The sequence below is a fragment of the Methanofastidiosum sp. genome, assembly GCA_020854815.1.
In the GTDB taxonomy this organism is placed as follows: Archaea; Methanobacteriota_B; Thermococci; order Methanofastidiosales; family Methanofastidiosaceae; genus Methanofastidiosum.
In genome coordinates, this window is record JAHKLW010000102.1 from 1 (window position 1) to 25,355 (window position 25,355).

Genomic DNA, 25,355 nt, shown 5'->3' on the forward strand with positions numbered 1-25,355 from the left:
GAGCTTAAATCTTGACGTGCTTGAGACTCCAGAAATGGCATTTTACAGAAAGCTAGAATCTGGCAGTAATTTGCCAGATACTACCTAAAATAGGGGAGATTTTTTAATGAAAGGAAAAGGAAATAATTACAGGATAAGACAGTTATATGTCATATATATCAGAAATACCTCACTATTCTAGTCTCTTTCAGCTCCACAATCAAAACATTTCCACCTGTGGACATTTATAGTCCCGCCACATTTAGGGCATGTCCATCTTTCTCTTTCATTTTTAACAAATTCTCTTATTCCCAGTTTCTTAATATTCTCTAGATTTTCGAGCATGCTCATTCCATATTTAGTTCTGTATCTTTTATCAAGGTTTTTCAGCCTAGTACAAGGATACTTTTCACATCTAAAACAGAATTTGGTCTTTTTTATCGTCTCACAGTTTTTAATGATACATTTAACACAAGAATTTGGCTTTTTGTCATCGGGCCCATTGCACCCGGGACAATGATTTTTCTCTCTGAGATAAGCCATGCAAATCCCGCAGTTCATCCCGCATGGGGCAATGAGTTTAGAAGTGATTGGCTCCGCTTTCATGGCAAAAATTAGATTTCTAAGAATAAAAAATTATCCACTAACTTACAAAAAACAGCCTACGTTAATCTTAAAAAGACATTTCTCTTATCGCACACATTGCTTATGGGTATTTTTGATTACAAATATTTTGATTATATCAGTGGATATCCATTAAGTTTGAATCAGAGGTTATATTTATGAGTAAAAATAAATCTTCAGGAGAACCACCAGGTGGAAGGTGGATAATTGTAATCGTAGGTATTATGCTCCATCTATGCTTTGGATCTATTTATGCCTATGGTGTACTAAGAAATCCTTTGCTTGATCACTTCAAGTCTCTAGGATTAAATCCCACGGCTATGGACATGACCTGGCCTTTTATAGTATTCTTGGCCTTTTTTGCCCTATTTATGCCATTGGCTGGCCCTTACATTAGAAAGATGGGGCCTAGAAAAGTATGCATGGCCGGGGGAGTTCTTTGTGGAATTGGTTGGCTTGCTGCTTCCTTTGCTACATCCCCACTAATGCTTATCCCATTATATGGAATTATTGGTGGTATAGGTGTTGGAATTGCTTATGGGGCGCCAATAACAACTTCAGCCCAATGGTTCCCTGACAAGTGCGGTCTTGCAGTAGGATTAACTGTATTAGGCTTCGGATTCTCTTCAGCCATTATAACATACGTTAGTAGATTTCTATTAGGAAGCGGCTGGGGAATTATGAATATCCTTCAAATGTTCGGTATCGTGTTCATTGTACTGAGCATTGTACTATCCATGATGCTTAGATTCCCAGATAGTGGCTGGAAGCCAGCGTGTATGACTACAACTACTTCTAGCGGCCCTACTAAAGTCGACTTCATGAGAGAACAGATGTTAAAGACTTCGACCTTCAAAGGACTATGGATTTGTTACACCATTGGAACACTTGCTGGGCTTACGGCTATAGGAATTGCTGGCCCTGTAGGAAAAGAAGTATTTGCTAATGCTGGATTGAGTGCTGATGTTGCAAACAGTCTCATATTTACTTTAATCTTGCCCTTTGCCATATTTAATGGTGCAGGCAGACCTGTATTTGGAGCATTAACAGATAAACTCTCACCTAAAAAAACTGCCATAATAACCTATGTTTTAATCATAGTTGCATGCTTAATAATATACACAGGTTACAATAGTGTTTGGGCATACATTTTGAGCTTCTGTATTCTCTGGGGATGTCTTGGAGGATGGCTCGCAATAGCTCCAACTGCCACTGCAAGCTATTTTGGAATGAAGGATAATGCTAGAAATTACGGATTGGTCTACACAGCATACGGTGCCGGAGCTATCATAGGCGGTATTGTCTCTGCACAGGCAAAAGATATACTCGGAGCTTTCCAACCATTCTTCTTAATTGTTGCAGGTCTAGCTTTAGTAGGTATTATACTTGCTATAACAATGCTAAAAACACCAGTTATGAAGTCCGCTTAAATCTTAATCTTTATATTTTTATTATTACTTTTCTATTTTCTGCATAAGTTAGGAAAACTCTTATTAGGAATTAAACCCAATTATTCTATTAGAAGAATTAATGAGGGTATGTGTTATGAGAGTCGTTAAAAAAGATAAAATGAGACAACAGAAAATACAGAGGCAAGAGCAAGAGCCAGAAAGACAAGAGCAGAATCAACAACTGAAAAAGCGTTTAGAAGAAATGAAAAAGCAGAAAATAAAAAAACAGGAGATAGATGAAAAGGAAATAATAAAGAAGAAAAAAAAGAAAGAAAAAGAAGAGCAGAAATATAAAATTTAATTTAAGCTTTAACCAAAAATTTCTTTACTTCTAGAAGGAATCAGAATGAAACAAGCTGAAGAAGATATAGCCAAGTCCCTAGAAATAAACAATCTTGATCTTTTAGACTATCTTCCATATCTTCTGCAGGATCTTTTTGATAATTATCTCAAATCACAAGAGAATGAAAACTATGTTTTGGAAAATAAAGTTAATTGTGCATTATTTGTTTTAAAGAAATTATAAAATATTTTCAAAATAATCTGCACATTTCTTCAGTTAACTTTGAAATTTGTTTCTCGTGGTCTTTTTTCCAAACAATAATCCCAGATCCGCATACATCTCCGGCTTTGGATTCGCAGATTTTTTTCATAATCCCAATTGCCTGATTTCCCCCTGTGCCATTTAATGGTAAACCCTTTGTTACAAAACAGGTTATTTTCTTATCTTTAAGTGTTGGAATTTGAGACATGAAAGCGGTCATTGGGTACGATAGAGAGAATGCATGCACAGGTGCTCCAAAAATTAAAGCATCATATGTTGATAAATTTGGATTAGATAAAATCTGGATTTTATTTAGATCTCTCTGCTTTTCATCGGCCACATTTATTCTTTCAATGTCTACAGAATGCCCCCCATCTAAAAGGGCTTCCTGAAGTTTCTGGGCAACTTGATAAGTATTTCCAGTTTGAGAATAGACCACAATCCCTATTTTCATCTTTATACCTCCCATTAGGTTAATACAAAATAGGATTCATACATATTGTATTTAAAGATTTTGAATAATTGAATATTTAGTCTCTAGATCACGCTCATTCTTTATTTAACATCTTTCTTATAGCCTCTCCTATTTGTTCCCAGAACAAAAATGGGAGGAATAGGAATCCGAATGCCCCAACTAGTGACCAACCAATAAGAAATCCTAAAAATGCTATCATAATCAAAATAATTAAGATCCTTTTAAGATACTTGGATATTTGGTTGCTCGGCTCTACCTCTTTTGGTAAATCAGCAACAGAATCATTAATTTCACTTTTACAGTAAGGGCAAATTTTTGAGTTTTCTTCTATTATGTTGCGGCAATAAGGACATTTATATTCTGTCATAAGACTCGTTTAATATTGATTTTTTATATATTTAAAGATATTGAAGAACATCTACATGAAGCTTAGTCATGATAAATTATTTATATAATCAAATTGTAGTTTCTTTGCAGGGAATAGTCAAGACGAGAGTTAAAGAAAATGAATTTCGAGATTAAAAACTAACAAAAATGAGATATCAATACGTTCTGGAGACTCATGATGGGCTTATCTAAAACATTATATGTGACTAAAAGGGAAGAATGGCGTTCTTGGCTTGAGAATAATTTTGATAAAGAAAAAGAAATATGGTTGGTATTTCCAAAAAAATCTTCAGTCAAGCCACGTATTTTATACAATGATGCTGTTGAGGAAGCGTTATGTTTTGGATGGATTGACAGCATTGTAAAAACTCTTGATGGTGACAATAGTATACAGCGCTTCACGCCAAGAAATCCAAAAAGCAGTTACTCGCAAACAAATAAAGAGAGGCTAAAATGGCTTTTTGAAAAAAACATGATCCATCCCTCAATGCAGAGCATTGTTAAGGAAATTCTCAAAGAGGATTTTATATTTCCCCGCGATATTATAGAAACAATAAAAAGCGACGATATAACATGGAAAAATTACCAAAAATTTTCACCTGCATATAAAAGAATCCGCATCGCGTATATTGATGCAGCGAGAAATCGTCCTGAAGAATTTGAAAAGAGACTTAAAAATTTCATTGAAAAGACAAAAGAGAATAAACAAATAGGATTTGGCGGAGTAGAAAAATACTACTAATTCTTTAAGAATCTACCTCAGCGATTATTACAACGTAATTTTTTCCATATTTCTTAGCACATTTTGGACAGGTAGTGTACCACATATACCATTTCTTGATCTCTAATTTTTTGCTTTTAGCATATTCTTTGAAATCATTACACCACTTGCCGGTTTCATTAAATTGACCTTCATAGACCTTACTCAAAAACTTCCCACTCAAGGTAACATTTTCAGCATTAGGGATTTCCTTGTCAACTGCAAGATATACATCCATGTTAAACTTTGAAGTATGATCTGAAAGACAAAGCCAATCTGGTATCTTAGCATTTGCAGTCTCAGCTTTTTCATTTAGTCTTTTCATTACACCTCCAAATTTATGGGCATGAAAAAGAGAGTAAATACTCTATCCTTCACAAATTTCTTATTCTTCCAATCAAAGGTCTTACCATCCCAGGGTTTTGGATTAAACTTCGGACAACATTCTTCTTGATCCATAATAACAACCTATTAACATGAAGAATAATGAATTAGATGGTATAAATTTTACGGTAGGATATTACGTATTTAATAAATCCAAAATACTTTTTAGTGCATTTTACATCAATCCATATTTTTTTCTTAAATTCTCTGTTACAAATTTGACATTTAGAAGAAACAACTTCAGGGCCTTCCATTTCTTAACACCTTTGTTTTTATAGATAACATAATTCAATTTAATTTCTTGAATGCCTCTTTTAAGATATAATATGAAGGTTTAATCCTTTCATGATACGTTGGAATTTCCCATTCTTTCCACCCATAGTACTCCATATTTATATTTTGAGTACTTATCCCATTTTTAGCTAAATCAACTCCAAAATAAAATCCTTCTACTTTTTCAGGCTTTATTCCTGAATACCTATAAAAGTCCCCCATTACATTTTTCGTTGAAGGGTCCATTACATTAAATAATTGCCAGGGTATCCTTATTTCTAAGTTACCATCTTTGAAAGAAAAATCTGTTAAAGAATTAAAATCTGATTCATACGGATTTCCATTTCCATAAAAGAGTTTTCCAGTTTCGTATTTAGAAAAGGGTACAGTAATTTTATCCTGTGGAAGATATAACTCTCGGTGCAGACATAAATCCATCCCTACAAAAATGCCGTTGTTTTTTAAGCTATTGTCGAGATTTAAAGGAATCATTCTATATTGTTCACCGTATATAAAATAGAATGAATCATAATAAGCATCAACTAGAATTCTTGAATTATCTTTCCCATTTATCTGGATAAGAAAATCGGCTGGCCTACTAAAATGAAGATTTCTTTCTTTGTCGATACTATTTCCTTGACCATTGATAGTATCGACAGGGATAAAAATAAAGTCTTTCTCAAAATCAAAATTTATTGGATTAATCATTAGATAAACATATTTCTCATCTGATTTTACATATAGGCTTACATTTTCACCAACATAAATGGGTTTATCCTCCTTCCATTCACTTATATTACCATCGACATAGCATATGCTATTTGTTTCGCCCGGGTCAAACGCCAATAATCCAAATTCCTGTTCATTGGTCTGTGGATTAGACCAATATGCCCTCGAATCCGGCATATCAAGATCCATTGTATTCCAAGTTCGTTTAAACCATTCGTCCTGCCATGAAAAAATTAAAGCACCGCAATACCCTTCATCATGTATATCCATCAATAGACTTTCCAAAATATGGCCCTGTTCTGATTCATCATGATTTCCTTGATTGAATCCTGTGTATATGCTATCATGCGCCTTACCTCTTGATGCAGGTATTCCAAACTCGGCTATAAATACCGGCATGGTATGCTTTTTGAATAAGTCTCTTAAGTAAGCTTTATAGGGATTTATCTTTCCATTACTGTCTATAAATGTGACATACTCTCTTTGATAATTGATAAAATCTGGATAATATGGGTATATGTGATAAGATGCAAACAAACCTGCGGGGAAGGTATTCTTTGTTTTAATATGTTCAACATTAACTTCTACTATATCTTCTTTTACTAGAGGTTCGTTTGGATGCTTTAGTATATCTGTTGGAGGCCAATTTGTGTAACTTAAAGGTCTTACGATCCCATATTTTTTCACTTCGTAATCAATAATTTCGTCTCCAACTTCGCACAAGAAAACTTCAAAGGGCGATGCCCCATTAGTATATAGATATGTTCCATCATAAGATGTTTTATTGGCATTATTCTTGTTTGTTTCTAATACAAAATTAGGATCCCATTCTATTCCTAATATCCACCCAATTACATATGGAGATACATTGCTTCTGTAAACTCCACTTGCAAATCCTGGGCGATCAACGAGAGTGGCATTTCCATGGATAATGTCAATAAGGTCCTTAGTGTCTTTTACAAACTCTTTTTTTATCCTTTCATTGGAAGCAAATGGATCATTTAATTCAGCTATGGAGTCTTCATTTACCCACACACCATGCATAAGATATAATGGCTTTTCGTGAATACTATTAAACAAATAGAGAGCCTCATAAAAATCAGGCTTTTGGGTAGTATAAACTCTGATAACATCAGCATTCATATCACTTATATATCCAAACCATCTAAAGTATTCTTCTTTTGTTATTGCAAGCTCTCCTGGCCATGTACCCGGTTTTCCTGCACCCATATTAACTCCTTTTAAGAACTCCTTTTTCCATGCTCCATTTTTATAAACATAGAAAGATCTGTCTTCCACTTTTGCAACGTAACTAATTCCATTTTCAACAAAGAAAGTATTATCTTTCGAAGTATTTACTTTTGGCACCTCAGAAACGCATGCTGAAAACAGGATAACGAGTATAAGTAATACTGTCATTATACCCTTCATTATTTAATTCCTCCTAGGATATGACAAACATTAATGATAAAAGTTGAATTAATTATTTTTTCAAAATCTCCGATTTAATCGCCCCGTTAATATTACTATCTCAAATATATAAATATATGTAAACCAATATCTTTCTGTCTTATCTTTTAATTATTTCAACAAAATCAAAAACATGCCAATTCCAATAATCAAGAACACCATGCTTGAAATTAATATATTTCTCATAAGTCTTAATTGCCCCATAGTTTTAGGTTTGCTCAATCCTCCAAAAGAAACTGACATCGAAAGGCCAATCCCAATACCTGCGGGTATGCCTAAAGTAAAGTTATTAAACATTACTTGACCATATACCACTCCAAGTGAAATACCTACTACTAACCAAAGCATCATTTGCTTTGTGAATCCTACTCTTTCTGGAACTAATGCATCTTTATCTTCTTTAATTTGAATTCTAAGAAGGGACAAAATTATATAAATCCCCATTAGAATTACCATAGCTCCAATTATTAATGATACGCTTGATAGTTCGGCCATAAGATATTTAATAATTGAATTTTTATAAATATTTGTATAATTCTATAAGGAGGGGGCAAATGGAGATCTACAAAGAATTTGTATTGAAACATTCAATTGAAATAGAGGCTTCTCCGGATAAAGTCTGGGATTTTTTTTATAATGTTCAAGAGAATTACAGAACCTGGCATCCAGAGGATCATATACTGTTCAAATGGACAAAAGGAAATCCTTTGGAAGTAGGGTCAACAATTTATTCTGAACAAAAAATGGGCGAAGAGATTGCAAAACTGAAAGGTACTTGCACTGAGGTAATCCCAAAAAGGAAGATAGTATTCAAGTTTGATTTTCCTACTTCTTTCATGTGCCCTAAAATTGAATGGCTAATTGAGCCACAAGAAAAAAATTCAATTTTTACGGCAGTTACGCATTATAAATTTGGAAAGTTATTCCTTAAATTCAGTAAGGGCAAAGTTGACGATATAATTGAAGCTACCCAAAAACATACTAAAGAAGAGAGAGAAAATCTCAAGAAGATCCTAGAAGGAAAATAATCATTGTATTGTCAAAGCAGCATAAATCGCACTCGATATGGCTGCAATTGTGCCTGCAAGAGAGTATTTTCTATAGGATACTACTTCATCTGAAGAAGATGGGCATGCTAATACCTCTATACACAAACCAATATAATGTCCAAATGCAAGACCTATAACGATAAAGACAAAGTGATTAAAAATGGTACTAACTCCAATTCCAATTAGAATGCCAAAAATAATCCCCAACAACATTCCTTCTCCTTTTTTAAGTCTTGATCTTGGCCTTACATGTGGACTATTTTTAATCGTAACGTGTCCAGCCATTACTAGAGCTACAATCAAAAATAAAGTATAGATAATGTGCATATATATCCCTTAACAATATTGGCTTTCTTAATATATATTATTTTCTTTTTATTGGAAAAAAATACTAGATAATTATAATACTAAATTAGGATATTTGAGAAGTATTTCCCTCATCTAGGAATCCTCCAATTGTCCTTTTGTCACCTATCCCAAGTATCCTTGAGATATGGTTCATGGGTAGTTCTTTTGGATTAAATATAACTATTTCAGGAGTTACTGGAGGAGTTGGTGGGACCTCAGGTTGATACTTTATTGTGTAATAGTTATCAGTTCCGCTTATCCTTGAAACGCCTGTTACGATAATGTTATTTTGTGAATCAGCAACTACCCCCCATGGCTCACCTAATCCTCCAACAGGATGGATGTCGTTCCAAAGTATCTTTCCGCCAGAACTATACATGATAGTGTAGTAATTTCTTTTTCCACTGACAACATAACCTCCAGTAACTATTATGTTGTTTTGAGAGTCAGAGTCGATGTCCCATGCAGTGCCGATAATTCCATCAATCCCCCCGGCAGCCCAGATTTCATTTCCGTTTGAATCATACTTTATTGTGTGAAATCTATTTAGATAATCGTTAGGATGGTTTGACTGAGCTCGGCCTGTAACTATTACGTTATTATGGGAGTCTGTTACAACGCCCCAAGCTTCATCCCAGCCAGCACCGCCATATTCTTTTGACCAAATTAAATTGCCATTTAAATCAAACTTAGCTGTATGATAATTTCTTGTGAATCCGCCCTTGGAAGAAGTTCCAGTTGCTATTATATTGTTTTGATTATCTACAGTAACGTCGTATGCATAATCAGTGCCTCCAGCGTTATGACTCTTTGTCCAAATAACATCGCCATTGGGGGTATATTTTATCATATAGTAATTTGCTCCAGAAGTCCCTGCTACTATAATGTTGTCTTGGAAATCAGTTGCTACGCCAAAAGCTGTACCAAAAGGTCCCGATGTTCCAGTAGTCCAGAGTTCGTTTCCATTTGGGTCGTATTTGATAGTATAATACCTAGAACTGGATTGACCTGTGACGATAACATTATTTTGCGAGTCAGCAGCCACGGCCCATGCAGTATCATTACCCCCACTATTGTAGCTCTTTTCCCAGATTAATGTACCGTTTGGATCGTATTTAATAGTGTGGTAGTTCCCTCTATAAGAAAGATCATAGGAAACGCCTGTTACAATAACATTGTTAAGCGAGTCAGTTGCAACTGAATATGCCCAATCATCTCCCACGCCATGATAGTCTGCCCACCAGACCAAATTCAAGCTCGAGGAATAGACGAAACTTACTGATAAAAATATCAATAAAACTAAAAAATATATGCCTTTTTTTGTATTCATATCTTGCTTTTTTAGATTTGGTATATAAATTTTACCCATAATCTTGAATTCTAGCAAAAAAAATATACTTATTAATATAATTTAATAAAAAAATACCCAACTAGAACTACCCCCCATTGCTAGTTGGGTGTGTTGGAGGTAAAAAAGAAAATATTTATTTAGTTAGCGGGGGAAACTTCTTTCCATACCAGTAAGTATGGATAAGATAGTAAGATAAGAAGGCTACGATTATACCTGTAAACCAAGTATACATCCCTAATCCCGGAATTAATAATTGCGAACCTACAGCAATTACAATTCCAAGATAAAGGGATAGTGCGCCACACATGTTTATTCCTTTTTTATTGGCAATATCTAGGTAAATTGCTCCCAAGATTCCAAGAACCATTACCCCTGTAGAAAGCCAAGATGGCCAGCCAGAGCCCAGTATCAGCCCTTTAGTTGAGTAGAACACTATTAGCGCCGCCATTACTAAAAGCCCAATTATTGCACCATAATCTGTTTTGCCTCTAAAGTCATAGTAACCTTTTCTTGAGTATAGCTCGTCTAGTTTAATATTTTGTTTTTGTATAATCCAGAAATCAGCTATTAATACCCCTGCTACAGGCCCCAAAAATGCTCCGTACCCTAAAAGCCATGTCCAGATATATGCATTTGGATCTGCAAGGAATCTCCATGGCTGCATGATTATCCCTATGATACCAACAAGAATTGTTGTCCTCTCCCAGTTTAGGTATTTTGGAATTGGATGCATGAAATCATTTATCGGTGCAACCATATTTGCAGTGACATTTGTAGTTAAAGTTGCTAGAATGATAAATACTAGCCCAACGAAAATAAAGAAAGCGTTTTCTGTCTTTATCATTAGGGCGACTGGATCCCAGATTGCTTCTCCGTATATCAAGACTGTTGCCGATGTAACTGCAAGTCCAATAAATGAATATGCAGTCATTGTTGTTGGAAGTCCTAATGTCTGACCTATATACTGTACCTTTTGAGTTTTAGCAAATCTTGTGAGGTCTGAGATATTAATTGCTATTGGAGCCCAATAAGCTACCATGGCGGTAAGAAATGCCGGCCAGATTGCCCATGAAGCTGTTGTTGGCTGCCCAAGTATCGGCCCCCAGTCACCTCCGGCTTTAGCAAATGCCCACCAAAGGAGTCCTATTCCTATAAGCAGAAGAATCGGAGCTGATATATCATTAAGCCATTTTATTCCTGGCGCTGATTTACCAGGTGGCGAGTAGTAGCATATGACTACAGTTATTATCCAAGAAATGAAGAAAGATACGACTAAATGTGCTGGAAGATTAAAAAATCCAATTATCCCGGCTATCCCCCCATAACCCTTTGGACTTAATGCGATAAAGATTCCATCTAATGCGAAGGCCATTATCATAGTCTGGATACCAAACCATCCTGCGGCTACAACCCCTCTCAAAAGTGCAGGTATATTTGCACCAAAAATTCCAAAACTACTTCTCAAAAGAACAGGCATTGGTATACCATATTTAGCCCCTGGGAAAGAGTTCAATACTAGAGGTATTAAGATTATTAATTGACCTAATGCGATGGTCCCTATGGATACAACCCAGTTGAATCCTGCTGCAATCATACTTGCGGCTAGCATCCAAGTAGGAACGCAAACGGACATACCTACCCAGATTGCAAAGAATTCATAATATCTCCACGTTCGTTTTTCTAATGGAACAGGTGCTAAATCTTTGTTATAAAGCTGCGAATCCGGCAATTTTTCAGTTAACTCGAATCTACCTTCTACCCCCCTAATAATTCCTTTCTTTGTCATTTTTCACCTCTTTTATTATTCTAAGAACTCTTCAATTTCTTTTACAATGGCCCCTTTGTCAAAATTAGGCATATCGAAACCCGCTCCAATCTCTTTTAGTTTGGGAAGACCTCTCTGTTTTACCCCTTCTTGGATCATTTGAATAAATATACCGGGCTCTTTGACTTGAGGGTAATCAAGATTATCTATCTCCGGTTTTCCCCCCCATCTTGGGTCAGAACCGCTTGATCTAACTCCACATGAAGGGCTGCCGTCAAGTCCTATAAGAACTATTTTGCAGCCATCTTTAGATAGCTCCTCTATTTGATCCAAAATAGGCTCTATGGCGCCTCTAGACACCTTTCGGTACATTGCATTATCGTACTGTTCCCTTACATACCACCATCTTCGCAAACCTGCGTAGACAGTTTCTGGGCATGGAAGTTGGACTATGCCGTAGTTATACTTGTGTAAGATATCTATGAGTTCTTTTATCATATCTGGAAAGAATGCAAATCCATTGACTTTTGCATTTTGATTGAGGAGACAGTGGGCCACTACTGCCACCTTCCTTGCTCTTTGATCTTTTTCTAACATAGTACCAATACTATATTATCTTTACAAATAAATATCTTTTGTGAAAAGAATATGTAAAAATATGTAAAATTATACCAAGAAAAGATCCCTGCCCTTTTGAGTTAGGTCTACAACTTTGTTTCTACCACTAATGGATATATTCAAATAATTTGTTTCGATAATTTGTCTATTCTTTTTTTTATTGTTGGCCTAGTTATGTTAAATTCAACACCTATATCTGAAAAAGAGGGTTTATACCCTGATTTATTCTTACCATATACAAACCTTAGTATCTCTAAAAGGTCCTCAGATAATGTTTTCCCATATCGGAGTTCGATTTCTTTCGTATCTTTTTTTAGATACCTTAATTCTTTTTCATTTACGAGCTGGGGATCAATGGGAACTAGTATTACCAAGTCGTTGAGATACGCCAAATCCCGGATATTCTGAAAGAAATTTAAAGTATTTTTAAAATTATATTTAGCTAGGAGATAATCAATCCTGTCCAACAGGATAACACTTTTTCTAGGCAAATTTAAAATATATTTTTCAATTTTTCGGAGATTAAATAGCTCACCATTATGGCCTTCTTCATGAAACCAGAGATATTTGTAATTACCATTGAAATATTTTTGAAATTCTTTTTCTGTTGCCCTTGAGATCACTACACTCTCATACCCTATTTTTTGAAGGTCCTTAAAGGCTTCGAGCGATATCGTAGGGGTTAATTCTTGAACCGTGTATATATTCCCATCTTCCAGCCTAAACTTCATTAATTGCCTTTTCATCTCGTCTTCGGCTCGTTTTCTTTCAGTTATATCTCTGGCAATGCACAAAATATATGGCCTTTTATCCAGTTCAATTATTCTGCTACTAAGCTCAACGGGAATTCTTTTTCCATTTTTTGTTATATGCGTAGTTTCGTAAAATAAAGACTTGTTTTCAGATATTTTTTGAATTCTCTTTAATATATAATTGTGATATTCAGCGGGTTCTATATCATTTACCCTCATACTCCTAAGTTCACTCTTTGCATACCCTAATCTTTGGGACGCAGTTTCATTTACTTCCAAGAAATTTCCATTATAATCGTGAATAAATATGGCATCATTTGCACTGTCAAAAAGAGTCCTAAATTTCTTTTCCGCGTCTACCAATAATTCTTCAGTTTTCTTTCTTTCTGTGATATCAACACCGACGGAGATGTAAAAAACTATATTTCCATTTTCATCTTTTATGGGTGAGTTACGCCAGAGGATATATTTTATTGAGCCATCTTTACACAACCAAGTATTTTCATGATCCCAATACAGGTCTTCCCCAGATATAATCTTCTCGCTGACACCTTTCATGTAAGGCTTAATATCTGGAGGTATAAACTCAAGCCACTTCTTCCCCAGTACATCCTCATTTGAATACCCAAGTATCTTTTTTCCATAAGTATTGAAACTAGTAATCGTTGTATCATTATCCCATGTAAGAATAATTGCATTTGCAGTTTCTATTATACTTTCTAAAAATTCTTTTTTATGTGAAACTATTTCTTCTTTTTCGGGGATATTTTTATCAGTGGTATCCATCTTATACTTAATAAATAGGTATATATCTTTAATAAGAGTTACGTTAGGAAGACTTACCTAGATTTTTATTGTGGGCCCCTTTTGAATAAAAAGATATATAAATGGGTCAACTATCCTAAGAACATGGAAATAAAAAGTAGTCAGATTATAGGGGCAATTGCAGCTTTGTTCGGATTTATCCTCATTGTTTCTAGCATAGTTAAGTACTCTTTAGATTTTTTGCCTTTAGAACAGGATGGTGTTTTTGCAGTGGGTTTTGTTCTCGTCGTAATTGGCCTTATTATAGCCTCTAAATTACCAGGACAGGATTAGTCTTTAAAAATTTTTTATACTCTTTTAAAACGGTCAATTGAAAAGGTTCTTGTTCTAATTAAAAAAGCATGTGCAACGTTTTCTTATTCTAGTAGTATTCTTCTAAAACTTTTATAACAGCCGAAAAATCTTCTTCCTCATAACCTAACTCTTTTGCTTTAAGATATGTCTGAAGATTTAAATTGGTGAGTGGAATATGCGCCCCAATTTCATTAGCTGTTTCTGTTATTAATTTTAGGTCTTTGATACCATTTTTTATGGCGCCTTGTAATGGGAATTCCCCGGTAAGGTAGTTTTTATATTTCATCCTATATAGATCATTTGAGACTTGACCTGAAAATATTATTTCAAAAAGATTATTCAGATCAATGCCCCCTTTCTTTGCAAAGGTTATCATTTCAGAAAATCCTTCCATCATGTGCAGTATCAATAAGTTTACCGATAGTTTTATCATAGACGCTTTTGGTATCTCGCCACAGTAAGTTATCTTATCCCCCATAGTTTCAAATAAAGGATTAAGATTTTCTATAATCGCTGAATCCCCACTAGTTAATATAATTAGTTTCCCATCCTCCGCCGGTTTTTTCGATCCAGAAACAGGTGCGTCAATATATTTTGCACCGTATTTACTCAATTGCTCTTTTATTTTAATTGAGAAAGAAGGAGATATAGTCCCCATATTAATAATTGTTTTACCGTTAAGAATTGTTTGATCTTTTATATTGTCTATAAAGGTTGACTCTATGACATCAGGAGTTGTCAACATAAATATTATTGTGTCGGCCCATTCGACTAATTCTTGAACCGAATCGGCAACTAAAGCGCCGTTGGCCCTTAGATCCAATAATTTCTCCTTTGTACGATTATAGCACATGAGCTTATACCCAGATCTTAAAATATTTAAGGCCATTGGCTTTCCCATGACTCCAATTCCAATAAAACCAATTTTCATCTTATCGCCTATGGATTTATTGGATTCTTTAGTTTATATTAATTAGGTATTGTCTTAAGTACAACATATAATTTTATAAAAGACGTTGCCTGTTTTCATTTGTGATTCTAATGAAGGTACATATCAAACAAGAAGAATGTATTCTATGTGGAAATTGTAGTTCCACATGCCCTGAAGTTTTTATACTAGTTCCAGGAGAAAGTTCCAAAATTACTGAAGAATATAGGGGCGATACTGATTCTGAAGGAGAAATTGACCAAAGTTTAGTTGAGTGTGTACAATCGGCAATAGATTCCTGCCCTGTTAGCATTATCTCCACGGAATAAGATAATATCGCTATATTATTCATCGAATCATAGATTAAAAAGTATAAAAATATATCATCATATTGTGGAAATATTAGATAACAATCTTACGGGAGATAAGTGAATTTTTTGACAAATGTTTATTTTATAAAAATGACGAATAAAGAGCAAATAAGTCAAGATGCGAAACAACTTCTTAAAACTGTAGTTAATAATGAAGGGGTATCTTTAGAAGAGAAAATACCAATTAAAGTTCATTTTGGTGAAGAAGGAAATATTACATATCTTAGTCCTAGTTATTATGATGGAATAATTGAATATTTAAGAGAAAATAATGTTGAATCTCGTTTTATTGAAACAAACGTGTTGTATAGGGGGAAGAGAGACACTAGGAGAAAGCATATCTTGCTTGCTTATAGGCACGGATTTACTAAAATTCCAGTAATAATAGCTGATGGAGAAATAGGTGAAGATTATATTAATGTAGAAATAAATAAAAAAAACTTATCAAGTTGTAAGATTGCTAGAAAAATTGCTGAGCAAAAACAAATGATAGTGGTATCACATTTTAAAGGACATATAGGGGCAGGATTCGGAGGTGCAATAAAACAACTTGGGATGGGATGTGCTGCTAGAGGTGGAAAGCTTGAACAGCATGCTAACACGATTCCTATAATAAATCCTCTTGAATGTAAGAAATGTAAAGAATGCACTAAAAAATGCCCCTCTGACGCCATAAATATTGATTTGTTTTCTAGAATTAGCAAGCAAAAATGCATAGGATGTGCTGCCTGCATATCTATCTGTCCACACGGAGCAATAAAAATTAACTGGATTGGGACTATTTCCAATAAGTTCTATGAAAGAATGGCCGAATATGCCTATGCTGCTCAAAAGGACAAGCAGATTATCTACATTTCATTTGCCATAAACATAACTAAGAACTGTGACTGTGAGGGACATCCTATGAAGCCTTTTGTAAGGGATTTGGGAATATTTGCATCGACAGACCCAGTAGCAATTGATATGGCATGCCTTGATAAACTATCTGAAAGGGAGAATAGAACCGTATTTAGAAGAGGTAGGCATATCTTGGATTTCAGTGAAGAGATAGGGTTAGGAACCAAGGGGTATAATCTTATCGAAATAAATCACTAATTTATTCTTTTCCAAATATTGACTTAATGAAATTCTAGTCACCATTTTGAAGCTGGAATCCCACCCTTGCCCCAGTTTGCCTTGGGTATTTCAGTGATTAATACTTCAACTGCGTCAAGCGGTGCACCAGTTATTTCACTTACACATTTTGATACTTCTTTGATCAGTCTATCATTTTTCATTTCATCAGTATTTTCTTTCCATAAATATATTTCTACAAGAGGAATAATATCACCAGTATTCTATAGATACCATTTATTAAAAAGTTAATGTTTTATAAATTATCCCACAACTTTTCTTTTCTGTAAGCCATGCCTTGAAATGTCGCTATCAGTTCATTATGCTCGTTTAATACACGGATATTGTAAGTTGCAATTTTTGAATTTATTGAAACTTCTTCTGCCTCTGCAAATAAAGTCCCCTTAGATACTGCTTTCAAAAATGAAATATTCACATTTAAAGCGACGGCAATATTTCCATGAGTATTTGCTGCAATTGCAAAAGTAAAGTCGGCTAGAGTAAAGATTGCTCCTCCGTGCACAGTATTAACAGAATTGAGATGAAGATCACTGATTTTCATTTTTGCCTTTGCACAACCTTTTGATACTTCGACTAATTCTATACCTATCTGTTTTGCGAATTTATCATTTTCCGAGAATTCGTTAATAAAGTCCATTGAATCACCAACATAGTACGATTTTTATATATTTATTATTATTTGAATATTTCCCACCTATACCCTTTATATCCATTCAATTCAAGATGTTATCAAGTCTGGCATATACTTGAAAGATCTTGAAACTTTGATAAATTTAACAATATTTATGAGAAAAGATTCACATCTGATGTGAAGCCGGCTAGAGTGACCGTCGAAGTATCAAAACTTCCAAAAAACTCAAACATTAAAATATCCTGTATTGCCTATAAAAACATTATTGACTAGAACACATTTGCAAAGTATCGCTTAATCTTATAAGACGAATTAATATTTTTCAATTATATAATCTTTAGTTCAAAGATGTAAATTAATCGGAGATATAATATATGAATGGCAATAACAGGGGCAATATTAAGCAAGGAATGCAGGTATCTATCGTACTGAAACAAGACCAGCGCTCTGGAAAACTAACAAATGGTATAGTAAAAGATATACTTACCAATTCTAGCACTCACCCTCACGGAATTAAGGTACGACTTACAAGTGGAGAAGTGGGGCGCGTAAAAGAGATACTTCAAAACAAAACTTGAAACATTATATTATAAGAAGAATTAATCTAGAATTATCTCTACTCTTTTTTTACCTTTAACTCATAGTGACTGGGTAGGTCATCTTTATCGTCCTTTAAGTCATTGCTCAACACAATAAATCTTTCTGCGATGCCATTTTCTTGATTTCTTTCAATTATATTTCCCTTATTCACCGTTATAGTTGTATCTGCTATGAATATTACATCTTTTCCTATAGATGCTTCTATAAATAAAGTTTTATTTTCATCTTTTTTTATGAGTTTTATAGGTTCCCATGGATTTTCATTTAGTATTGTCCTTAATTTTTCTTGTTTTTTTTTCTCTAATTCGTCTTCAACAAGTTTGATTGCATATGGGTAGAGACCTTGTATCCAAAAATCAAAGACCCCATTATAATTTGATGGAAGTGATATAGATTTTAAGAAATGATTATCCCGTAAATGTACATATGCTTCATTAATTCTATCGGGAGACCAGTCTACAAACTCTTTAACAACATTTTTTGGTCCAATTCCATCTTTTTTTTCTTTAATCAATTCTCTATATAAAAAAAGAAGTAAGTTATTATAATCTTCTTTACTGGCCATAGCAACAATTCCTATTAGATTACTTCCTTAAATAAGTAACTATTATAATTGAGGAGTTGATAAATCCAAGAAGGATAGATAATAATATATATGCAAAGACAAAAATAATAATAGATAATATTAAGGGAGATAAACAGTATGAAGAATAAAATTATTTTGATTAGTACAATATTTTTTATTTCTATTATTTTAATTGGATGTGCAAATCAGCCACCGCCAAATTTTGAGAGTACTTCTTGGAAATTAGATTCATACGTGGGTAGTTTAGGAAATCTTGTTAGCCCGATATCCAACAGTAAGATGACTTTAGAATTCAATGATGGAAGGATATCAGGATCATCGGGCTGTAACAGCTTTTTTGCGAAGTATACAGTCGAAGGCAAGTCAATGTCATTTGGACTAATTGGCGCTACAAAGATGTACTGTTCTAATCCAAGCGTAATGGAACAAGAGCAAACATACTTTATGAGGCTAGAATCAGTAAAGTCCTACAAAATTGAAGGGAACAAGCTGACTCTGATTGATGCTAACGGCAAGACTGTATTGATATTTTCCAAAAATTGATTTGATTTATAAAGGAATCAAATACCCGTCCTATTAAGATGCAAAAAAACCAGAAAGATGCTAAAAACAACTATAAGTATAATAAATTTTATTTTTTGAAATCTATCATACTCTGAGTTTGTTTCTTCAAAATCTTTGGGCGGTAATAATCGTGGTAATTTCATATAAAAATCATTAGAATCTAGAAGTTCATGCTTTGATTCAGGATGTTTTTCTTCTATTTTGCCTGTAGGAAGTAACGGCATTTCTTAACCCTATCTAGAATTAATTCAAGCCTTTTTAATACTTTGTATGAATCTTCTCAAAATAAAATAATAAAAAATAAAATTTAATTTATGGAATAACAAAGTCTATTGTGATTGTATCAAATACTCCATTCGGAGAATATGCTATCAACGTCACTTTGTAAGTGCCTGATGGAACGTTTGGATCTACTGTAAAGATGGCAGAATATGTACCTATATTGTGGGCCGTTATCTTCTGGGCATCTGGTTGGACTGATACCGTAACACCTACTGGCAGACCTTCAAATCTCACTCTTGAATCGTTCTGTGTGAAGAATCCTCTGTTTCCCACAGCCCGAATGCATTGTTTTCAGTATCGAGGCATATTGCAAGATATCCATATCCCGGTATCTTTGTTTTTGGCATTACCATTTTTCCACCTAGCTTCTCAACTTTTTTGATGTCAGCATCTATTGATGAGACTCCAATATAGTTTGTTATTCTTTTACTTGGATCTCCCCTCTTTCCCATTCCCCCGGAGATACCTTCTTTCCCATTTTCATCAACAGTTGAAATACCGTAATATTCAATTTCTCCGGGCATTCTCTCAATTTTCCATCCGAATAATTCTTTATAGAATTTTTTTGCCCTGTCAATGTCATCAACAGGTACATCAAAATGCACAATTGTTGGCATGTGTATTATTAAATTTAATAGGATATAAATATTTTTGTAAAGAAAATAGTTATTAATTTAGTTATTCCCCAATTATTTTTATTAACGCCCTCTTTTTTCTTTGCCCGTCAAATTCACCATAGTATATCTCTTCCCATGGCCCAAAATCAAGTTTTCCGTTGGTGATTGCTATCACAACTTCTCTCCCCATGAACTGTCTTTTAATATGAGCGTCACCGTTTGTTTCTCCAGTTCTGTTATGTCTATAAAGTTCTGGATTATGGGGAATATTTTTTTCCAACCAGTCTTTGTAATCTTGGTGTAATCCTGATTCTGCATCATTTATAAAAACACTAGCAGTTATGTGCATGGCATTTACAAGACACAATCCTTCTTTTATCCCACTCTCAGCTAAAGCCTCTTCTACTAAGGAAGTTATATTAACGAATTCAACTTTATTATTTGTGTTAAACCATAGTTCTTTCTTAAAGGACTTCATAGATTAAAATAAACAAATGCCTTTAAAATTTTTATTATCCTGACAATAATCATGTGGGGGTTGCACTCCCCACATGGCCTGCACAAATATAGGAAAAGGTGATCAATTATTTGCACAGTTGATTTGGAAATATATGGATATCTTAAAAGTATATTGTTTCTTTTATAACAATATACTAGGATAATGTCAGGCGTCAAACATTCTTATCTTACTATCATGACTGACGAATTTGCGTTATGCAGTACTTTCTCGGAAACGCTTCCTAAGAATATTCTATCGATAGCAGATATACCTTTTGCCCCCATTACGATAAGATCATCTTTTTTTGATATTTTTATAATTTCTTCATCGGGGGACCCCTCAATTATCTTTTTGGTAATTTTTAATCCGCTTGCAGAAGCCAAGCTCACTATTTCGTCCAATAAAAGAGCGCCTTCTTTCTTCATCTTTTTTCTGATTTCTTTGATTTCAGTATCGTCAGTGTAAATCACAGGTGAATAAGGGGGTCCAACGTAAGCACTTATTGGTACATGCACTACGTATAGTGCAATTAACTCAACATCCATTTCTTTTGCCAAATATATTGCTTTTCTTGCCGATCTTTTTGACGATTCAGAACCGTCAACAGGTGTTATTATTCTTTTAAATTCTTTTTCCATCTTATTATATAGGTACTAGCATTTTATAAATTTTACCTAACGAATTAAGATTAATATGAAAAATCTTAAATAGATCTTTTACTTAACAGCTGCATGACAAAAATAAACTTTTCAATGCCGATAATTTTTGTAGATGACATCAAAGTTTCAAAGGATTTTTATCGAAATATATTTTCCCTTGAAGTCAAATTGGATTTTGGAGAAAATATTGTATTTAAAGATGCATTTTCAATTTGGCAAAAAAATCGTGCAGAAGATATAATTTTTGAGAACAAGATAAGCTCTGGAAAAAGAGAAGTACATAATAATGTTGAACTTTATTTTGAAACAATTGAGATTGAATCCATTTGGGAAAAGATACTTTTAGCAAAAGTCGAAATTATTCATCCAATTAAAGAAGAATCCTGGGGTCAGAGAGTATTTAGAATATACGATCCTGACAAATTCATTATAGAAGTGGGGGAACAGATGGTTGAAGTAATAAAAAGATTTCATAGAGTAGGACTCTCTAACGAAAATATTTCTAAGAAAACTCAAATGCCTTTAGAAATAGTTAAGAAATCGATAGCTGAAAAAGATTAATATTCATAATTCTTCTAAATCTATTAACCTTTGAGAAGCTTTTGATACTTTTTTCCAGTCTTTAGCTTTTGTGCAATATTCCACTGCTTTTTCAGTGGCTGAAATTGCTTCTTGTCTTTTTTGAAGGCAACTATAAGCAAACCCCATATTCAAGTAGGCATTTCCAACTCCATCCCAGTCTACACATTTTGAACCATATTCAATGGCTTTTTTCGAGATGGTGATAACATCTTCATGCTTTTGCAAATTAAGCAAAGAGTATCCTAAGTTAAAATAAGCCTTACATACACTTTTACAATCATTAGCTTTTTGACTATGGTGAATAGCCTTCTCACAAGCTTCTACAGCTTTTTTGTATTCTTCAATATTACTATAGACATATGCCAAGTTCAGATAAGCATTTCCAGAAACTTTATTGTCTCCAGCATTCTCACTGCAAGCAACAGCTTTTTTTAGTGCATCTATTGATTTATCAATAATATTGAGATTGCTGTATGCAAATCCGATATTGAGATAAGCATTTCCCACTCCTTCATTATATTTTGCTTTCTCAGAATAATAAATTGCCTTTTCTAATATACCTATTGCCTCTTTATGTTTTTCAAGATCAATGATAATAAATCCCATATTGATGTACGCTTTTGCAACTAGCTCCCAACTTTCAAGTAAAGTTCCATGATTAATCAGCATGGTATAACAGGATATGGATTCTTTATATTGTCCATTCAAAAGAAATGTATTCCCTCTTTCAAAATACCTCTTTAAGATTATTTTATAATGCCCCGCTTTCTCATTATTTAGGCCAAGAGCGATGATTTCTGTGAATGATTTGTCTGCAATTGCCCAATTGCCAGACTCTAGCCCATGTTCTAATGATTTATACAGATTTTCAAATGATTCTTCTTTTTTCCCAATTAGTTTATGTGAAATTCCAGAGTAATAATAACCCTTAGAAAGATTTTCATTGTCCTCGCCCTTTTTACTTAGTGAAATACCTTCATTGAATAAGCTAAGTGCTTCTTGAACTCTATTCATTTGCAAAAACTGTTGCCCTTTGGAGAAACATGTCGATATATGCCCGACATTCTCCTCGCTTGCCATAAAAAACACAAAAACAAAGTATATATAAAACTATATATGTCACTTCGTGAATATCTTAAAAATATTATCTCTAAACCAACCCATATTCAACAAATTTTTTTTTTCTCCCACAAACCGGACATTTAAAAGTTCTAAGCATAAGATTTCGGGATAGCTGTTGTCTTTCTAATTCATCCATAGGTACTTTATGGGCATCACATTCATAATTTGGATTCATTTTTCACCTATTCAATTTTTTTCGCATAAGTTTTATTACAATAATCACATTTGTAAAACTTGACGTAATCACCCCGATAATCTCCTTCTTCTATAAATTCTAGAACATTTCCACAGTCTTTGCAACGCTTTGGCTCTTCATCTAGATTTATTTCATTATTTATATAGTTCATTCTAGGTTTATTTGGAGTTTTCTCAATCAATCTTTTTTTAAGTATATTGAATTCATCCAAAGTGATTACATTAGATTTTCTTAATTCGTTTAATCTTTCAAGATTAGATATTATTGCTTCTGTGTTCGTTTTTTTCTCATTTACATCTTCAAAGTCATTTGTATTTTCTGAATAATCAAAGTCAATGTTAGAATCATAATTTTCTTTTTGGTTAAAGTTCCCATATATTCCATTTCTTATGAGTCTGACCACTATTTCAGCATCTTCGTGGGAGAGGCCAGAGATAATAACTTCATCGGACTCAAATCTGCTGTTTAGGTAAACTTCAGTTGAAAGAACTCCTTTTTTCATTCTGACGTTTGATATGTCTTTAAAGTGATAATCATTTACATATTTTTTTAATCCTAATATGCTAGGGTCTCTAAAAATAATACGGTAGTTTGTTATATAGATCTTAGCAGGAGTTGTAAAGGCTCCACCTTTCTTTACTCTTGACTGTTGTGCAGCGTACAATACTTCCTCACTTGGAAGCAGTATGCTTTCTATATCTTTTTCAACTTTAAAATTTTCCATTGCCTCCAATATTTTAGAATAACTTAATTTAAAAATTTATTCAATGCTTCAAGGGTGCTTAATTAGACTTAGCTTCTTTTTTTAGTCCCAATGGTATCCAAGTTATTGCCTGTAAAGTCCCCTCGACTATTACCGAGATTAGAAATATCGCAATGTTTTGATATATGTTATAATTTGTTGCAAAGAAGAATAGCCACAATATTAAAAAGATTAACCAAGAAGATGCCAATACTATAGAAACTACAAGTCTGCCAAACATGTTGTAATTAAGTGATTTATTACTATCATCCCAATTCATATGATCCACCTAAAATTAGATATATTCTAAAATTTATATCTCTTTCTAATCTAATAAAAAATACACGAATAGAATTATATATTGGCCCATCTCTATGACTTTGGTGATATATTGAAAAAGCCAAAAATTATAATGCACAATACTATGAGTATTGATTCCTCTTTAAAAAATTTTGAATGTGACATAGGCTCACATTATCAAGTTGCTGGGAGTTACGAGGCTGATGCACATCTTATTGGTTCGATTACTGCAAAAACTGGTTTAGAGATGTATTCTGACAGTATACCTCCTGAGAGAGAATCTGATTTTAGGAAAAAAGATTATGCAAAAGAAGACAAAAGACCTTTTTGGATCATAGTTGATACAAAAGGCTCGCTTAAAGGTATCATGCATATGTATCGAAGATTTGAATACTGTAAAGATGTTATAATTCTTTTATCAAAAAACTCACCAGCAGATTATATTAAATATCTTGAAGATAGGGAGTATGATTATATTTTAGCGGGAGATGATAAAATTGACTTTCATCAAGCGCTTGATAAGCTTTATTCTAAATACAATATAAGAAAAATATTAACAGATACTGGTGGAACTCTAAACTCTGTTTTATTAGAAAAGGGTCTAATCGATGAAATAAGTCTGATAGTTACACCATTTATTGTTGGCGAAACTGCTCAATATCTATTTAAATCGTTGCAGAAAAATAAATCTTTTACTCTTGAATTAAACAGGGTAGAAGTTCTGCAGAAGAATTATGTTTTTATAAAATATAATGTTCTTTATTAAATTATAGCATTGTATCCAACAATTTATAGAGAATAAGGATGTATTATAGTATTCAAACTAAAAGAATGCTTAACATTAATTCTTCTTTTTTGACTATTAATTAAATTATTTTGTAGATTATTATTAAACAATTGATGTTACTAATTAAATAAAATTAATATTATAGAATTATTTATTAAAATAATGAATAATTAATAATGGATAATTTTAAATAATCTAACAATCATATAATATTTTGCACAGGTCGAAACTTCACTGGAGTAATGCGGAAGTAACGCCTTACCGTAATACTTTGCCTCTATGTAACAGGCCTTAAAAACTTGTTATATATGCTTCGTGTTCTTTAAGGAAATACGCTCTGGTCTTGGTCAAATCCTTAATCAAACATTGCGTTTGAAGGAAAGAAAAGGCATGCTTCATGCTTATTTCTTTTGTCTCCTTGGATTTAGATTGTTTCGAGACGTCGAAACAAACTAGAGTCTTCACATATTCCATTGAAGCGACAAACTGTGCATTTTTTTATTATTGTTTAAACTATTAATATACGCTTTTTTCTAAATCTATAAATAATAGACTTAACATTTTATATATTATCATCCTAGATATAAAGAATTTAATGGAATGATAATATGAGAAGAATAGCTTTTTTGGGATAGTATTGGTTGCTATGTTGTTATTTTCAGGATGTGCTACAGAAA

The 25,355-nt window shown here is 33.5% G+C and carries 36 protein-coding genes and 1 pseudogene; 13 read left to right on the plus strand and 24 right to left on the minus strand.

All coding sequences use genetic code 11. The features are described from left to right. Nucleotides 1-177: 177 nt before the first annotated feature. Entirely contained in the window at nucleotides 178-585 is a 408-nt protein-coding gene (locus KO464_11205; GenBank protein ID MCC7573925.1) for a DUF3795 domain-containing protein, read from the minus strand. 176 nt (nucleotides 586-761) lie between these two features. Here KO464_11205 and KO464_11210 point away from each other — a divergent pair, with 176 nt between their 5' ends. The 3 genes from KO464_11210 to KO464_11220 all read left to right on the plus strand — a co-directional run bounded on the left by KO464_11210 (nucleotide 762) and on the right by KO464_11220 (nucleotide 2,580). Continuing rightward, complete coding sequence (locus KO464_11210; protein ID MCC7573926.1) at nucleotides 762-2,033, plus strand: OFA family MFS transporter; 1,272 nt, start codon at nucleotides 762-764, stop codon at nucleotides 2,031-2,033. 100 nt (nucleotides 2,034-2,133) lie between these two features. Continuing rightward, nucleotides 2,134-2,355: a hypothetical protein gene (locus KO464_11215; GenBank protein MCC7573927.1), complete on the plus strand. Its 222-nt coding sequence runs from the start codon at nucleotides 2,134-2,136 to the stop codon at nucleotides 2,353-2,355. Between the two features lie 45 nt (nucleotides 2,356-2,400). Next, entirely contained in the window at nucleotides 2,401-2,580 is a 180-nt protein-coding gene (locus KO464_11220; GenBank protein MCC7573928.1) for a hypothetical protein, read from the plus strand. 7 nt (nucleotides 2,581-2,587) lie between these two features. Here KO464_11220 and KO464_11225 read toward each other — a convergent pair whose 3' ends face one another. Further along, a complete protein-coding gene (locus KO464_11225) occupies nucleotides 2,588-3,052 on the minus strand; it encodes an NAD(P)H-dependent oxidoreductase (GenBank protein ID MCC7573929.1) in 465 nt (154 codons plus the stop codon). Nucleotides 3,053-3,146: 94 nt separating this feature from the next. Beyond that, the gene (locus KO464_11230) at nucleotides 3,147-3,440 is read right to left on the minus strand and encodes a hypothetical protein (GenBank protein MCC7573930.1); all 294 of its coding nucleotides are present in this window, start codon (nucleotides 3,438-3,440) and stop codon (nucleotides 3,147-3,149) included. A gap of 195 nt (nucleotides 3,441-3,635) precedes the next feature. Here KO464_11230 and KO464_11235 point away from each other — a divergent pair, with 195 nt between their 5' ends. Beyond that, nucleotides 3,636-4,202 carry a YdeI/OmpD-associated family protein gene (locus KO464_11235; GenBank protein ID MCC7573931.1) on the plus strand — a complete coding sequence of 189 codons (567 nt, stop codon included), beginning with the start codon at nucleotides 3,636-3,638 and terminating at the stop codon, nucleotides 4,200-4,202. 4 nt (nucleotides 4,203-4,206) lie between these two features. Here the strand turns inward: KO464_11235 and KO464_11240 are convergent. The 4 genes and pseudogenes from KO464_11240 to KO464_11255 form a co-directional block, all read right to left on the minus strand. Beyond that, nucleotides 4,207-4,679, minus strand: a pseudogene (locus tag KO464_11240) (hypothetical protein). A 32-nt stretch (nucleotides 4,680-4,711) separates the two neighbouring features. Then, nucleotides 4,712-4,858 carry a hypothetical protein gene (locus tag KO464_11245; GenBank protein ID MCC7573932.1) on the minus strand — a complete coding sequence of 49 codons (147 nt, stop codon included), beginning with the start codon at nucleotides 4,856-4,858 and terminating at the stop codon, nucleotides 4,712-4,714. A 34-nt stretch (nucleotides 4,859-4,892) separates the two neighbouring features. Then, entirely contained in the window at nucleotides 4,893-7,037 is a 2,145-nt protein-coding gene (locus KO464_11250) for a family 2 glycosyl transferase (protein ID MCC7573933.1), read from the minus strand. A 150-nt stretch (nucleotides 7,038-7,187) separates the two neighbouring features. Next, on the minus strand, nucleotides 7,188-7,571 hold the full coding sequence (locus tag KO464_11255; GenBank protein ID MCC7573934.1) for a hypothetical protein: 384 nt from the start codon (nucleotides 7,569-7,571) through the stop codon (nucleotides 7,188-7,190). A 59-nt stretch (nucleotides 7,572-7,630) separates the two neighbouring features. Here KO464_11255 and KO464_11260 point away from each other — a divergent pair, with 59 nt between their 5' ends. Continuing rightward, the gene (locus tag KO464_11260; protein ID MCC7573935.1) at nucleotides 7,631-8,104 is read left to right on the plus strand and encodes an SRPBCC family protein; all 474 of its coding nucleotides are present in this window, start codon (nucleotides 7,631-7,633) and stop codon (nucleotides 8,102-8,104) included. Here the strand turns inward: KO464_11260 and KO464_11265 are convergent, their stop codons facing one another. The 5 genes from KO464_11265 to KO464_11285 form a co-directional block, all read right to left on the minus strand. Continuing rightward, a complete protein-coding gene (locus KO464_11265) occupies nucleotides 8,105-8,452 on the minus strand; it encodes a hypothetical protein (GenBank protein ID MCC7573936.1) in 348 nt (115 codons plus the stop codon). A gap of 85 nt (nucleotides 8,453-8,537) precedes the next feature. Further along, the gene (locus KO464_11270) at nucleotides 8,538-9,803 is read right to left on the minus strand and encodes a hypothetical protein (protein ID MCC7573937.1); all 1,266 of its coding nucleotides are present in this window, start codon (nucleotides 9,801-9,803) and stop codon (nucleotides 8,538-8,540) included. Between the two features lie 154 nt (nucleotides 9,804-9,957). Further along, a complete protein-coding gene (locus KO464_11275) occupies nucleotides 9,958-11,610 on the minus strand; it encodes a cytosine permease (protein MCC7573938.1) in 1,653 nt (550 codons plus the stop codon). A 15-nt stretch (nucleotides 11,611-11,625) separates the two neighbouring features. Further along, nucleotides 11,626-12,186, minus strand: coding sequence for a hypothetical protein (locus KO464_11280; GenBank protein MCC7573939.1), 561 nt, complete (start codon nucleotides 12,184-12,186; stop codon nucleotides 11,626-11,628). A gap of 140 nt (nucleotides 12,187-12,326) precedes the next feature. Then, complete coding sequence (locus tag KO464_11285) at nucleotides 12,327-13,745, minus strand: PAS domain S-box protein (GenBank protein ID MCC7573940.1); 1,419 nt, start codon at nucleotides 13,743-13,745, stop codon at nucleotides 12,327-12,329. A gap of 123 nt (nucleotides 13,746-13,868) precedes the next feature. Here KO464_11285 and KO464_11290 point away from each other — a divergent pair, with 123 nt between their 5' ends. Then, nucleotides 13,869-14,057, plus strand: a complete 189-nt coding sequence (locus KO464_11290; protein ID MCC7573941.1) for a hypothetical protein — start codon at nucleotides 13,869-13,871, stop codon at nucleotides 14,055-14,057. Between the two features lie 88 nt (nucleotides 14,058-14,145). Here KO464_11290 and KO464_11295 read toward each other — a convergent pair whose 3' ends face one another. Next, nucleotides 14,146-15,009: an NAD(P)-dependent oxidoreductase gene (locus tag KO464_11295; protein MCC7573942.1), complete on the minus strand. Its 864-nt coding sequence runs from the start codon at nucleotides 15,007-15,009 to the stop codon at nucleotides 14,146-14,148. Nucleotides 15,010-15,119: 110 nt separating this feature from the next. Here KO464_11295 and KO464_11300 point away from each other — a divergent pair, with 110 nt between their 5' ends. Both KO464_11300 and KO464_11305 read left to right on the plus strand, forming a co-directional pair. Further along, entirely contained in the window at nucleotides 15,120-15,335 is a 216-nt protein-coding gene (locus KO464_11300) for a ferredoxin (protein MCC7573943.1), read from the plus strand. A 132-nt stretch (nucleotides 15,336-15,467) separates the two neighbouring features. Continuing rightward, nucleotides 15,468-16,472, plus strand: coding sequence for a DUF362 domain-containing protein (locus KO464_11305; protein ID MCC7573944.1), 1,005 nt, complete (start codon nucleotides 15,468-15,470; stop codon nucleotides 16,470-16,472). 38 nt (nucleotides 16,473-16,510) lie between these two features. On the opposite strand, the gene KO464_11310 is transcribed toward KO464_11305, so the two are convergent. Together KO464_11310 and KO464_11315 are read right to left on the minus strand one after the other, a co-directional pair. After that, complete coding sequence (locus tag KO464_11310) at nucleotides 16,511-16,699, minus strand: tautomerase family protein (protein MCC7573945.1); 189 nt, start codon at nucleotides 16,697-16,699, stop codon at nucleotides 16,511-16,513. Nucleotides 16,700-16,746: 47 nt separating this feature from the next. Next, a complete protein-coding gene (locus tag KO464_11315; GenBank protein ID MCC7573946.1) occupies nucleotides 16,747-17,148 on the minus strand; it encodes a PaaI family thioesterase in 402 nt (133 codons plus the stop codon). A gap of 144 nt (nucleotides 17,149-17,292) precedes the next feature. Between KO464_11315 and KO464_11320 the strand changes: the two genes are divergently transcribed. After that, on the plus strand, nucleotides 17,293-17,415 hold the full coding sequence (locus KO464_11320) for a RidA family protein (GenBank protein MCC7573947.1): 123 nt from the start codon (nucleotides 17,293-17,295) through the stop codon (nucleotides 17,413-17,415). A gap of 101 nt (nucleotides 17,416-17,516) precedes the next feature. After that, on the plus strand, nucleotides 17,517-17,720 hold the full coding sequence (locus KO464_11325; GenBank protein MCC7573948.1) for a YwbE family protein: 204 nt from the start codon (nucleotides 17,517-17,519) through the stop codon (nucleotides 17,718-17,720). A gap of 38 nt (nucleotides 17,721-17,758) precedes the next feature. Here the strand turns inward: KO464_11325 and KO464_11330 are convergent, their stop codons facing one another. Continuing rightward, a complete protein-coding gene (locus KO464_11330) occupies nucleotides 17,759-18,307 on the minus strand; it encodes a hypothetical protein (GenBank protein MCC7573949.1) in 549 nt (182 codons plus the stop codon). A 138-nt stretch (nucleotides 18,308-18,445) separates the two neighbouring features. Between KO464_11330 and KO464_11335 the strand changes: the two genes are divergently transcribed. Continuing rightward, the gene (locus KO464_11335) at nucleotides 18,446-18,871 is read left to right on the plus strand and encodes an META domain-containing protein (GenBank protein MCC7573950.1); all 426 of its coding nucleotides are present in this window, start codon (nucleotides 18,446-18,448) and stop codon (nucleotides 18,869-18,871) included. 17 nt (nucleotides 18,872-18,888) lie between these two features. On the opposite strand, the gene KO464_11340 is transcribed toward KO464_11335, so the two are convergent. The 5 genes from KO464_11340 to KO464_11360 all read right to left on the minus strand — a co-directional run bounded on the left by KO464_11340 (nucleotide 18,889) and on the right by KO464_11360 (nucleotide 20,928). Continuing rightward, complete coding sequence (locus KO464_11340; protein MCC7573951.1) at nucleotides 18,889-19,116, minus strand: hypothetical protein; 228 nt, start codon at nucleotides 19,114-19,116, stop codon at nucleotides 18,889-18,891. Nucleotides 19,117-19,204: 88 nt separating this feature from the next. After that, complete coding sequence (locus KO464_11345; GenBank protein MCC7573952.1) at nucleotides 19,205-19,408, minus strand: hypothetical protein; 204 nt, start codon at nucleotides 19,406-19,408, stop codon at nucleotides 19,205-19,207. Next, nucleotides 19,405-19,791 (minus strand): VOC family protein, encoded by a 387-nt coding sequence (locus KO464_11350; protein MCC7573953.1) that lies wholly within the window; start codon nucleotides 19,789-19,791, stop codon nucleotides 19,405-19,407. Before KO464_11350 ends, KO464_11345 begins: the two co-directional genes overlap by 4 nt. Before the next feature lie 61 nt (nucleotides 19,792-19,852). Continuing rightward, nucleotides 19,853-20,269, minus strand: a complete 417-nt coding sequence (locus KO464_11355) for a secondary thiamine-phosphate synthase enzyme YjbQ (protein MCC7573954.1) — start codon at nucleotides 20,267-20,269, stop codon at nucleotides 19,853-19,855. 203 nt (nucleotides 20,270-20,472) lie between these two features. Next, nucleotides 20,473-20,928: a universal stress protein gene (locus KO464_11360; protein MCC7573955.1), complete on the minus strand. Its 456-nt coding sequence runs from the start codon at nucleotides 20,926-20,928 to the stop codon at nucleotides 20,473-20,475. A gap of 93 nt (nucleotides 20,929-21,021) precedes the next feature. Here KO464_11360 and KO464_11365 point away from each other — a divergent pair, with 93 nt between their 5' ends. Continuing rightward, on the plus strand, nucleotides 21,022-21,510 hold the full coding sequence (locus KO464_11365) for a VOC family protein (protein ID MCC7573956.1): 489 nt from the start codon (nucleotides 21,022-21,024) through the stop codon (nucleotides 21,508-21,510). A 3-nt stretch (nucleotides 21,511-21,513) separates the two neighbouring features. On the opposite strand, the gene KO464_11370 is transcribed toward KO464_11365, so the two are convergent. The 3 genes from KO464_11370 to KO464_11380 form a co-directional block, all read right to left on the minus strand. Next, nucleotides 21,514-22,611, minus strand: coding sequence for a tetratricopeptide repeat protein (locus KO464_11370; GenBank protein ID MCC7573957.1), 1,098 nt, complete (start codon nucleotides 22,609-22,611; stop codon nucleotides 21,514-21,516). Between the two features lie 224 nt (nucleotides 22,612-22,835). Next, entirely contained in the window at nucleotides 22,836-23,573 is a 738-nt protein-coding gene (locus KO464_11375) for a PH domain-containing protein (GenBank protein ID MCC7573958.1), read from the minus strand. 58 nt (nucleotides 23,574-23,631) lie between these two features. After that, the gene (locus KO464_11380; GenBank protein ID MCC7573959.1) at nucleotides 23,632-23,871 is read right to left on the minus strand and encodes a hypothetical protein; all 240 of its coding nucleotides are present in this window, start codon (nucleotides 23,869-23,871) and stop codon (nucleotides 23,632-23,634) included. Nucleotides 23,872-23,982: 111 nt separating this feature from the next. On the opposite strand from KO464_11380, the gene KO464_11385 reads away from it, so the two are divergent. Beyond that, nucleotides 23,983-24,657, plus strand: coding sequence for a RibD family protein (locus KO464_11385; GenBank protein MCC7573960.1), 675 nt, complete (start codon nucleotides 23,983-23,985; stop codon nucleotides 24,655-24,657). Nucleotides 24,658-25,355: the final 698 nt, after the last annotated feature.

What these genes read in the sequence shown, in the direction of transcription:
- KO464_11245 (MCC7573932.1), bottom strand. Translation starts at nt 4,858, where the DNA reads ATGGAAGGCCCTGAAGTTGTTTCTTCTAAATGTCAAATTTGTAACAGA.
- KO464_11235 (MCC7573931.1), top strand. Translation starts at nt 3,636, where the DNA reads ATGATGGGCTTATCTAAAACATTATATGTGACTAAAAGGGAAGAATGG.
- KO464_11315 (MCC7573946.1), bottom strand. Translation starts at nt 17,148, where the DNA reads ATGGACTTTATTAACGAATTCTCGGAAAATGATAAATTCGCAAAACAG.
- KO464_11220 (MCC7573928.1), top strand. Translation starts at nt 2,401, where the DNA reads ATGAAACAAGCTGAAGAAGATATAGCCAAGTCCCTAGAAATAAACAAT.
- KO464_11285 (MCC7573940.1), bottom strand. Translation starts at nt 13,745, where the DNA reads ATGGATACCACTGATAAAAATATCCCCGAAAAAGAAGAAATAGTTTCA.
- KO464_11260 (MCC7573935.1), top strand. Translation starts at nt 7,631, where the DNA reads ATGGAGATCTACAAAGAATTTGTATTGAAACATTCAATTGAAATAGAG.
- KO464_11335 (MCC7573950.1), top strand. Translation starts at nt 18,446, where the DNA reads ATGAAGAATAAAATTATTTTGATTAGTACAATATTTTTTATTTCTATT.
- KO464_11375 (MCC7573958.1), bottom strand. Translation starts at nt 23,573, where the DNA reads ATGGAAAATTTTAAAGTTGAAAAAGATATAGAAAGCATACTGCTTCCA.
- KO464_11340 (MCC7573951.1), bottom strand. Translation starts at nt 19,116, where the DNA reads ATGCCGTTACTTCCTACAGGCAAAATAGAAGAAAAACATCCTGAATCA.
- KO464_11265 (MCC7573936.1), bottom strand. Translation starts at nt 8,452, where the DNA reads ATGCACATTATCTATACTTTATTTTTGATTGTAGCTCTAGTAATGGCT.
- KO464_11280 (MCC7573939.1), bottom strand. Translation starts at nt 12,186, where the DNA reads ATGTTAGAAAAAGATCAAAGAGCAAGGAAGGTGGCAGTAGTGGCCCAC.
- KO464_11370 (MCC7573957.1), bottom strand. Translation starts at nt 22,611, where the DNA reads ATGGCAAGCGAGGAGAATGTCGGGCATATATCGACATGTTTCTCCAAA.
- KO464_11360 (MCC7573955.1), bottom strand. Translation starts at nt 20,928, where the DNA reads ATGGAAAAAGAATTTAAAAGAATAATAACACCTGTTGACGGTTCTGAA.
- KO464_11290 (MCC7573941.1), top strand. Translation starts at nt 13,869, where the DNA reads ATGGAAATAAAAAGTAGTCAGATTATAGGGGCAATTGCAGCTTTGTTC.
- KO464_11215 (MCC7573927.1), top strand. Translation starts at nt 2,134, where the DNA reads ATGAGGGTATGTGTTATGAGAGTCGTTAAAAAAGATAAAATGAGACAA.
- KO464_11210 (MCC7573926.1), top strand. Translation starts at nt 762, where the DNA reads ATGAGTAAAAATAAATCTTCAGGAGAACCACCAGGTGGAAGGTGGATA.
- KO464_11270 (MCC7573937.1), bottom strand. Translation starts at nt 9,803, where the DNA reads ATGAATACAAAAAAAGGCATATATTTTTTAGTTTTATTGATATTTTTA.
- KO464_11305 (MCC7573944.1), top strand. Translation starts at nt 15,468, where the DNA reads ATGACGAATAAAGAGCAAATAAGTCAAGATGCGAAACAACTTCTTAAA.
- KO464_11355 (MCC7573954.1), bottom strand. Translation starts at nt 20,269, where the DNA reads ATGAAGTCCTTTAAGAAAGAACTATGGTTTAACACAAATAATAAAGTT.
- KO464_11300 (MCC7573943.1), top strand. Translation starts at nt 15,120, where the DNA reads ATGAAGGTACATATCAAACAAGAAGAATGTATTCTATGTGGAAATTGT.
- KO464_11230 (MCC7573930.1), bottom strand. Translation starts at nt 3,440, where the DNA reads ATGACAGAATATAAATGTCCTTATTGCCGCAACATAATAGAAGAAAAC.
- KO464_11205 (MCC7573925.1), bottom strand. Translation starts at nt 585, where the DNA reads ATGAAAGCGGAGCCAATCACTTCTAAACTCATTGCCCCATGCGGGATG.
- KO464_11325 (MCC7573948.1), top strand. Translation starts at nt 17,517, where the DNA reads ATGAATGGCAATAACAGGGGCAATATTAAGCAAGGAATGCAGGTATCT.
- KO464_11380 (MCC7573959.1), bottom strand. Translation starts at nt 23,871, where the DNA reads ATGAATTGGGATGATAGTAATAAATCACTTAATTACAACATGTTTGGC.
- KO464_11275 (MCC7573938.1), bottom strand. Translation starts at nt 11,610, where the DNA reads ATGACAAAGAAAGGAATTATTAGGGGGGTAGAAGGTAGATTCGAGTTA.
- KO464_11350 (MCC7573953.1), bottom strand. Translation starts at nt 19,791, where the DNA reads ATGCCAACAATTGTGCATTTTGATGTACCTGTTGATGACATTGACAGG.
- KO464_11250 (MCC7573933.1), bottom strand. Translation starts at nt 7,037, where the DNA reads ATGAAGGGTATAATGACAGTATTACTTATACTCGTTATCCTGTTTTCA.
- KO464_11365 (MCC7573956.1), top strand. Translation starts at nt 21,022, where the DNA reads ATGACAAAAATAAACTTTTCAATGCCGATAATTTTTGTAGATGACATC.
- KO464_11330 (MCC7573949.1), bottom strand. Translation starts at nt 18,307, where the DNA reads ATGGCCAGTAAAGAAGATTATAATAACTTACTTCTTTTTTTATATAGA.
- KO464_11295 (MCC7573942.1), bottom strand. Translation starts at nt 15,009, where the DNA reads ATGAAAATTGGTTTTATTGGAATTGGAGTCATGGGAAAGCCAATGGCC.
- KO464_11255 (MCC7573934.1), bottom strand. Translation starts at nt 7,571, where the DNA reads ATGGCCGAACTATCAAGCGTATCATTAATAATTGGAGCTATGGTAATT.
- KO464_11225 (MCC7573929.1), bottom strand. Translation starts at nt 3,052, where the DNA reads ATGAAAATAGGGATTGTGGTCTATTCTCAAACTGGAAATACTTATCAA.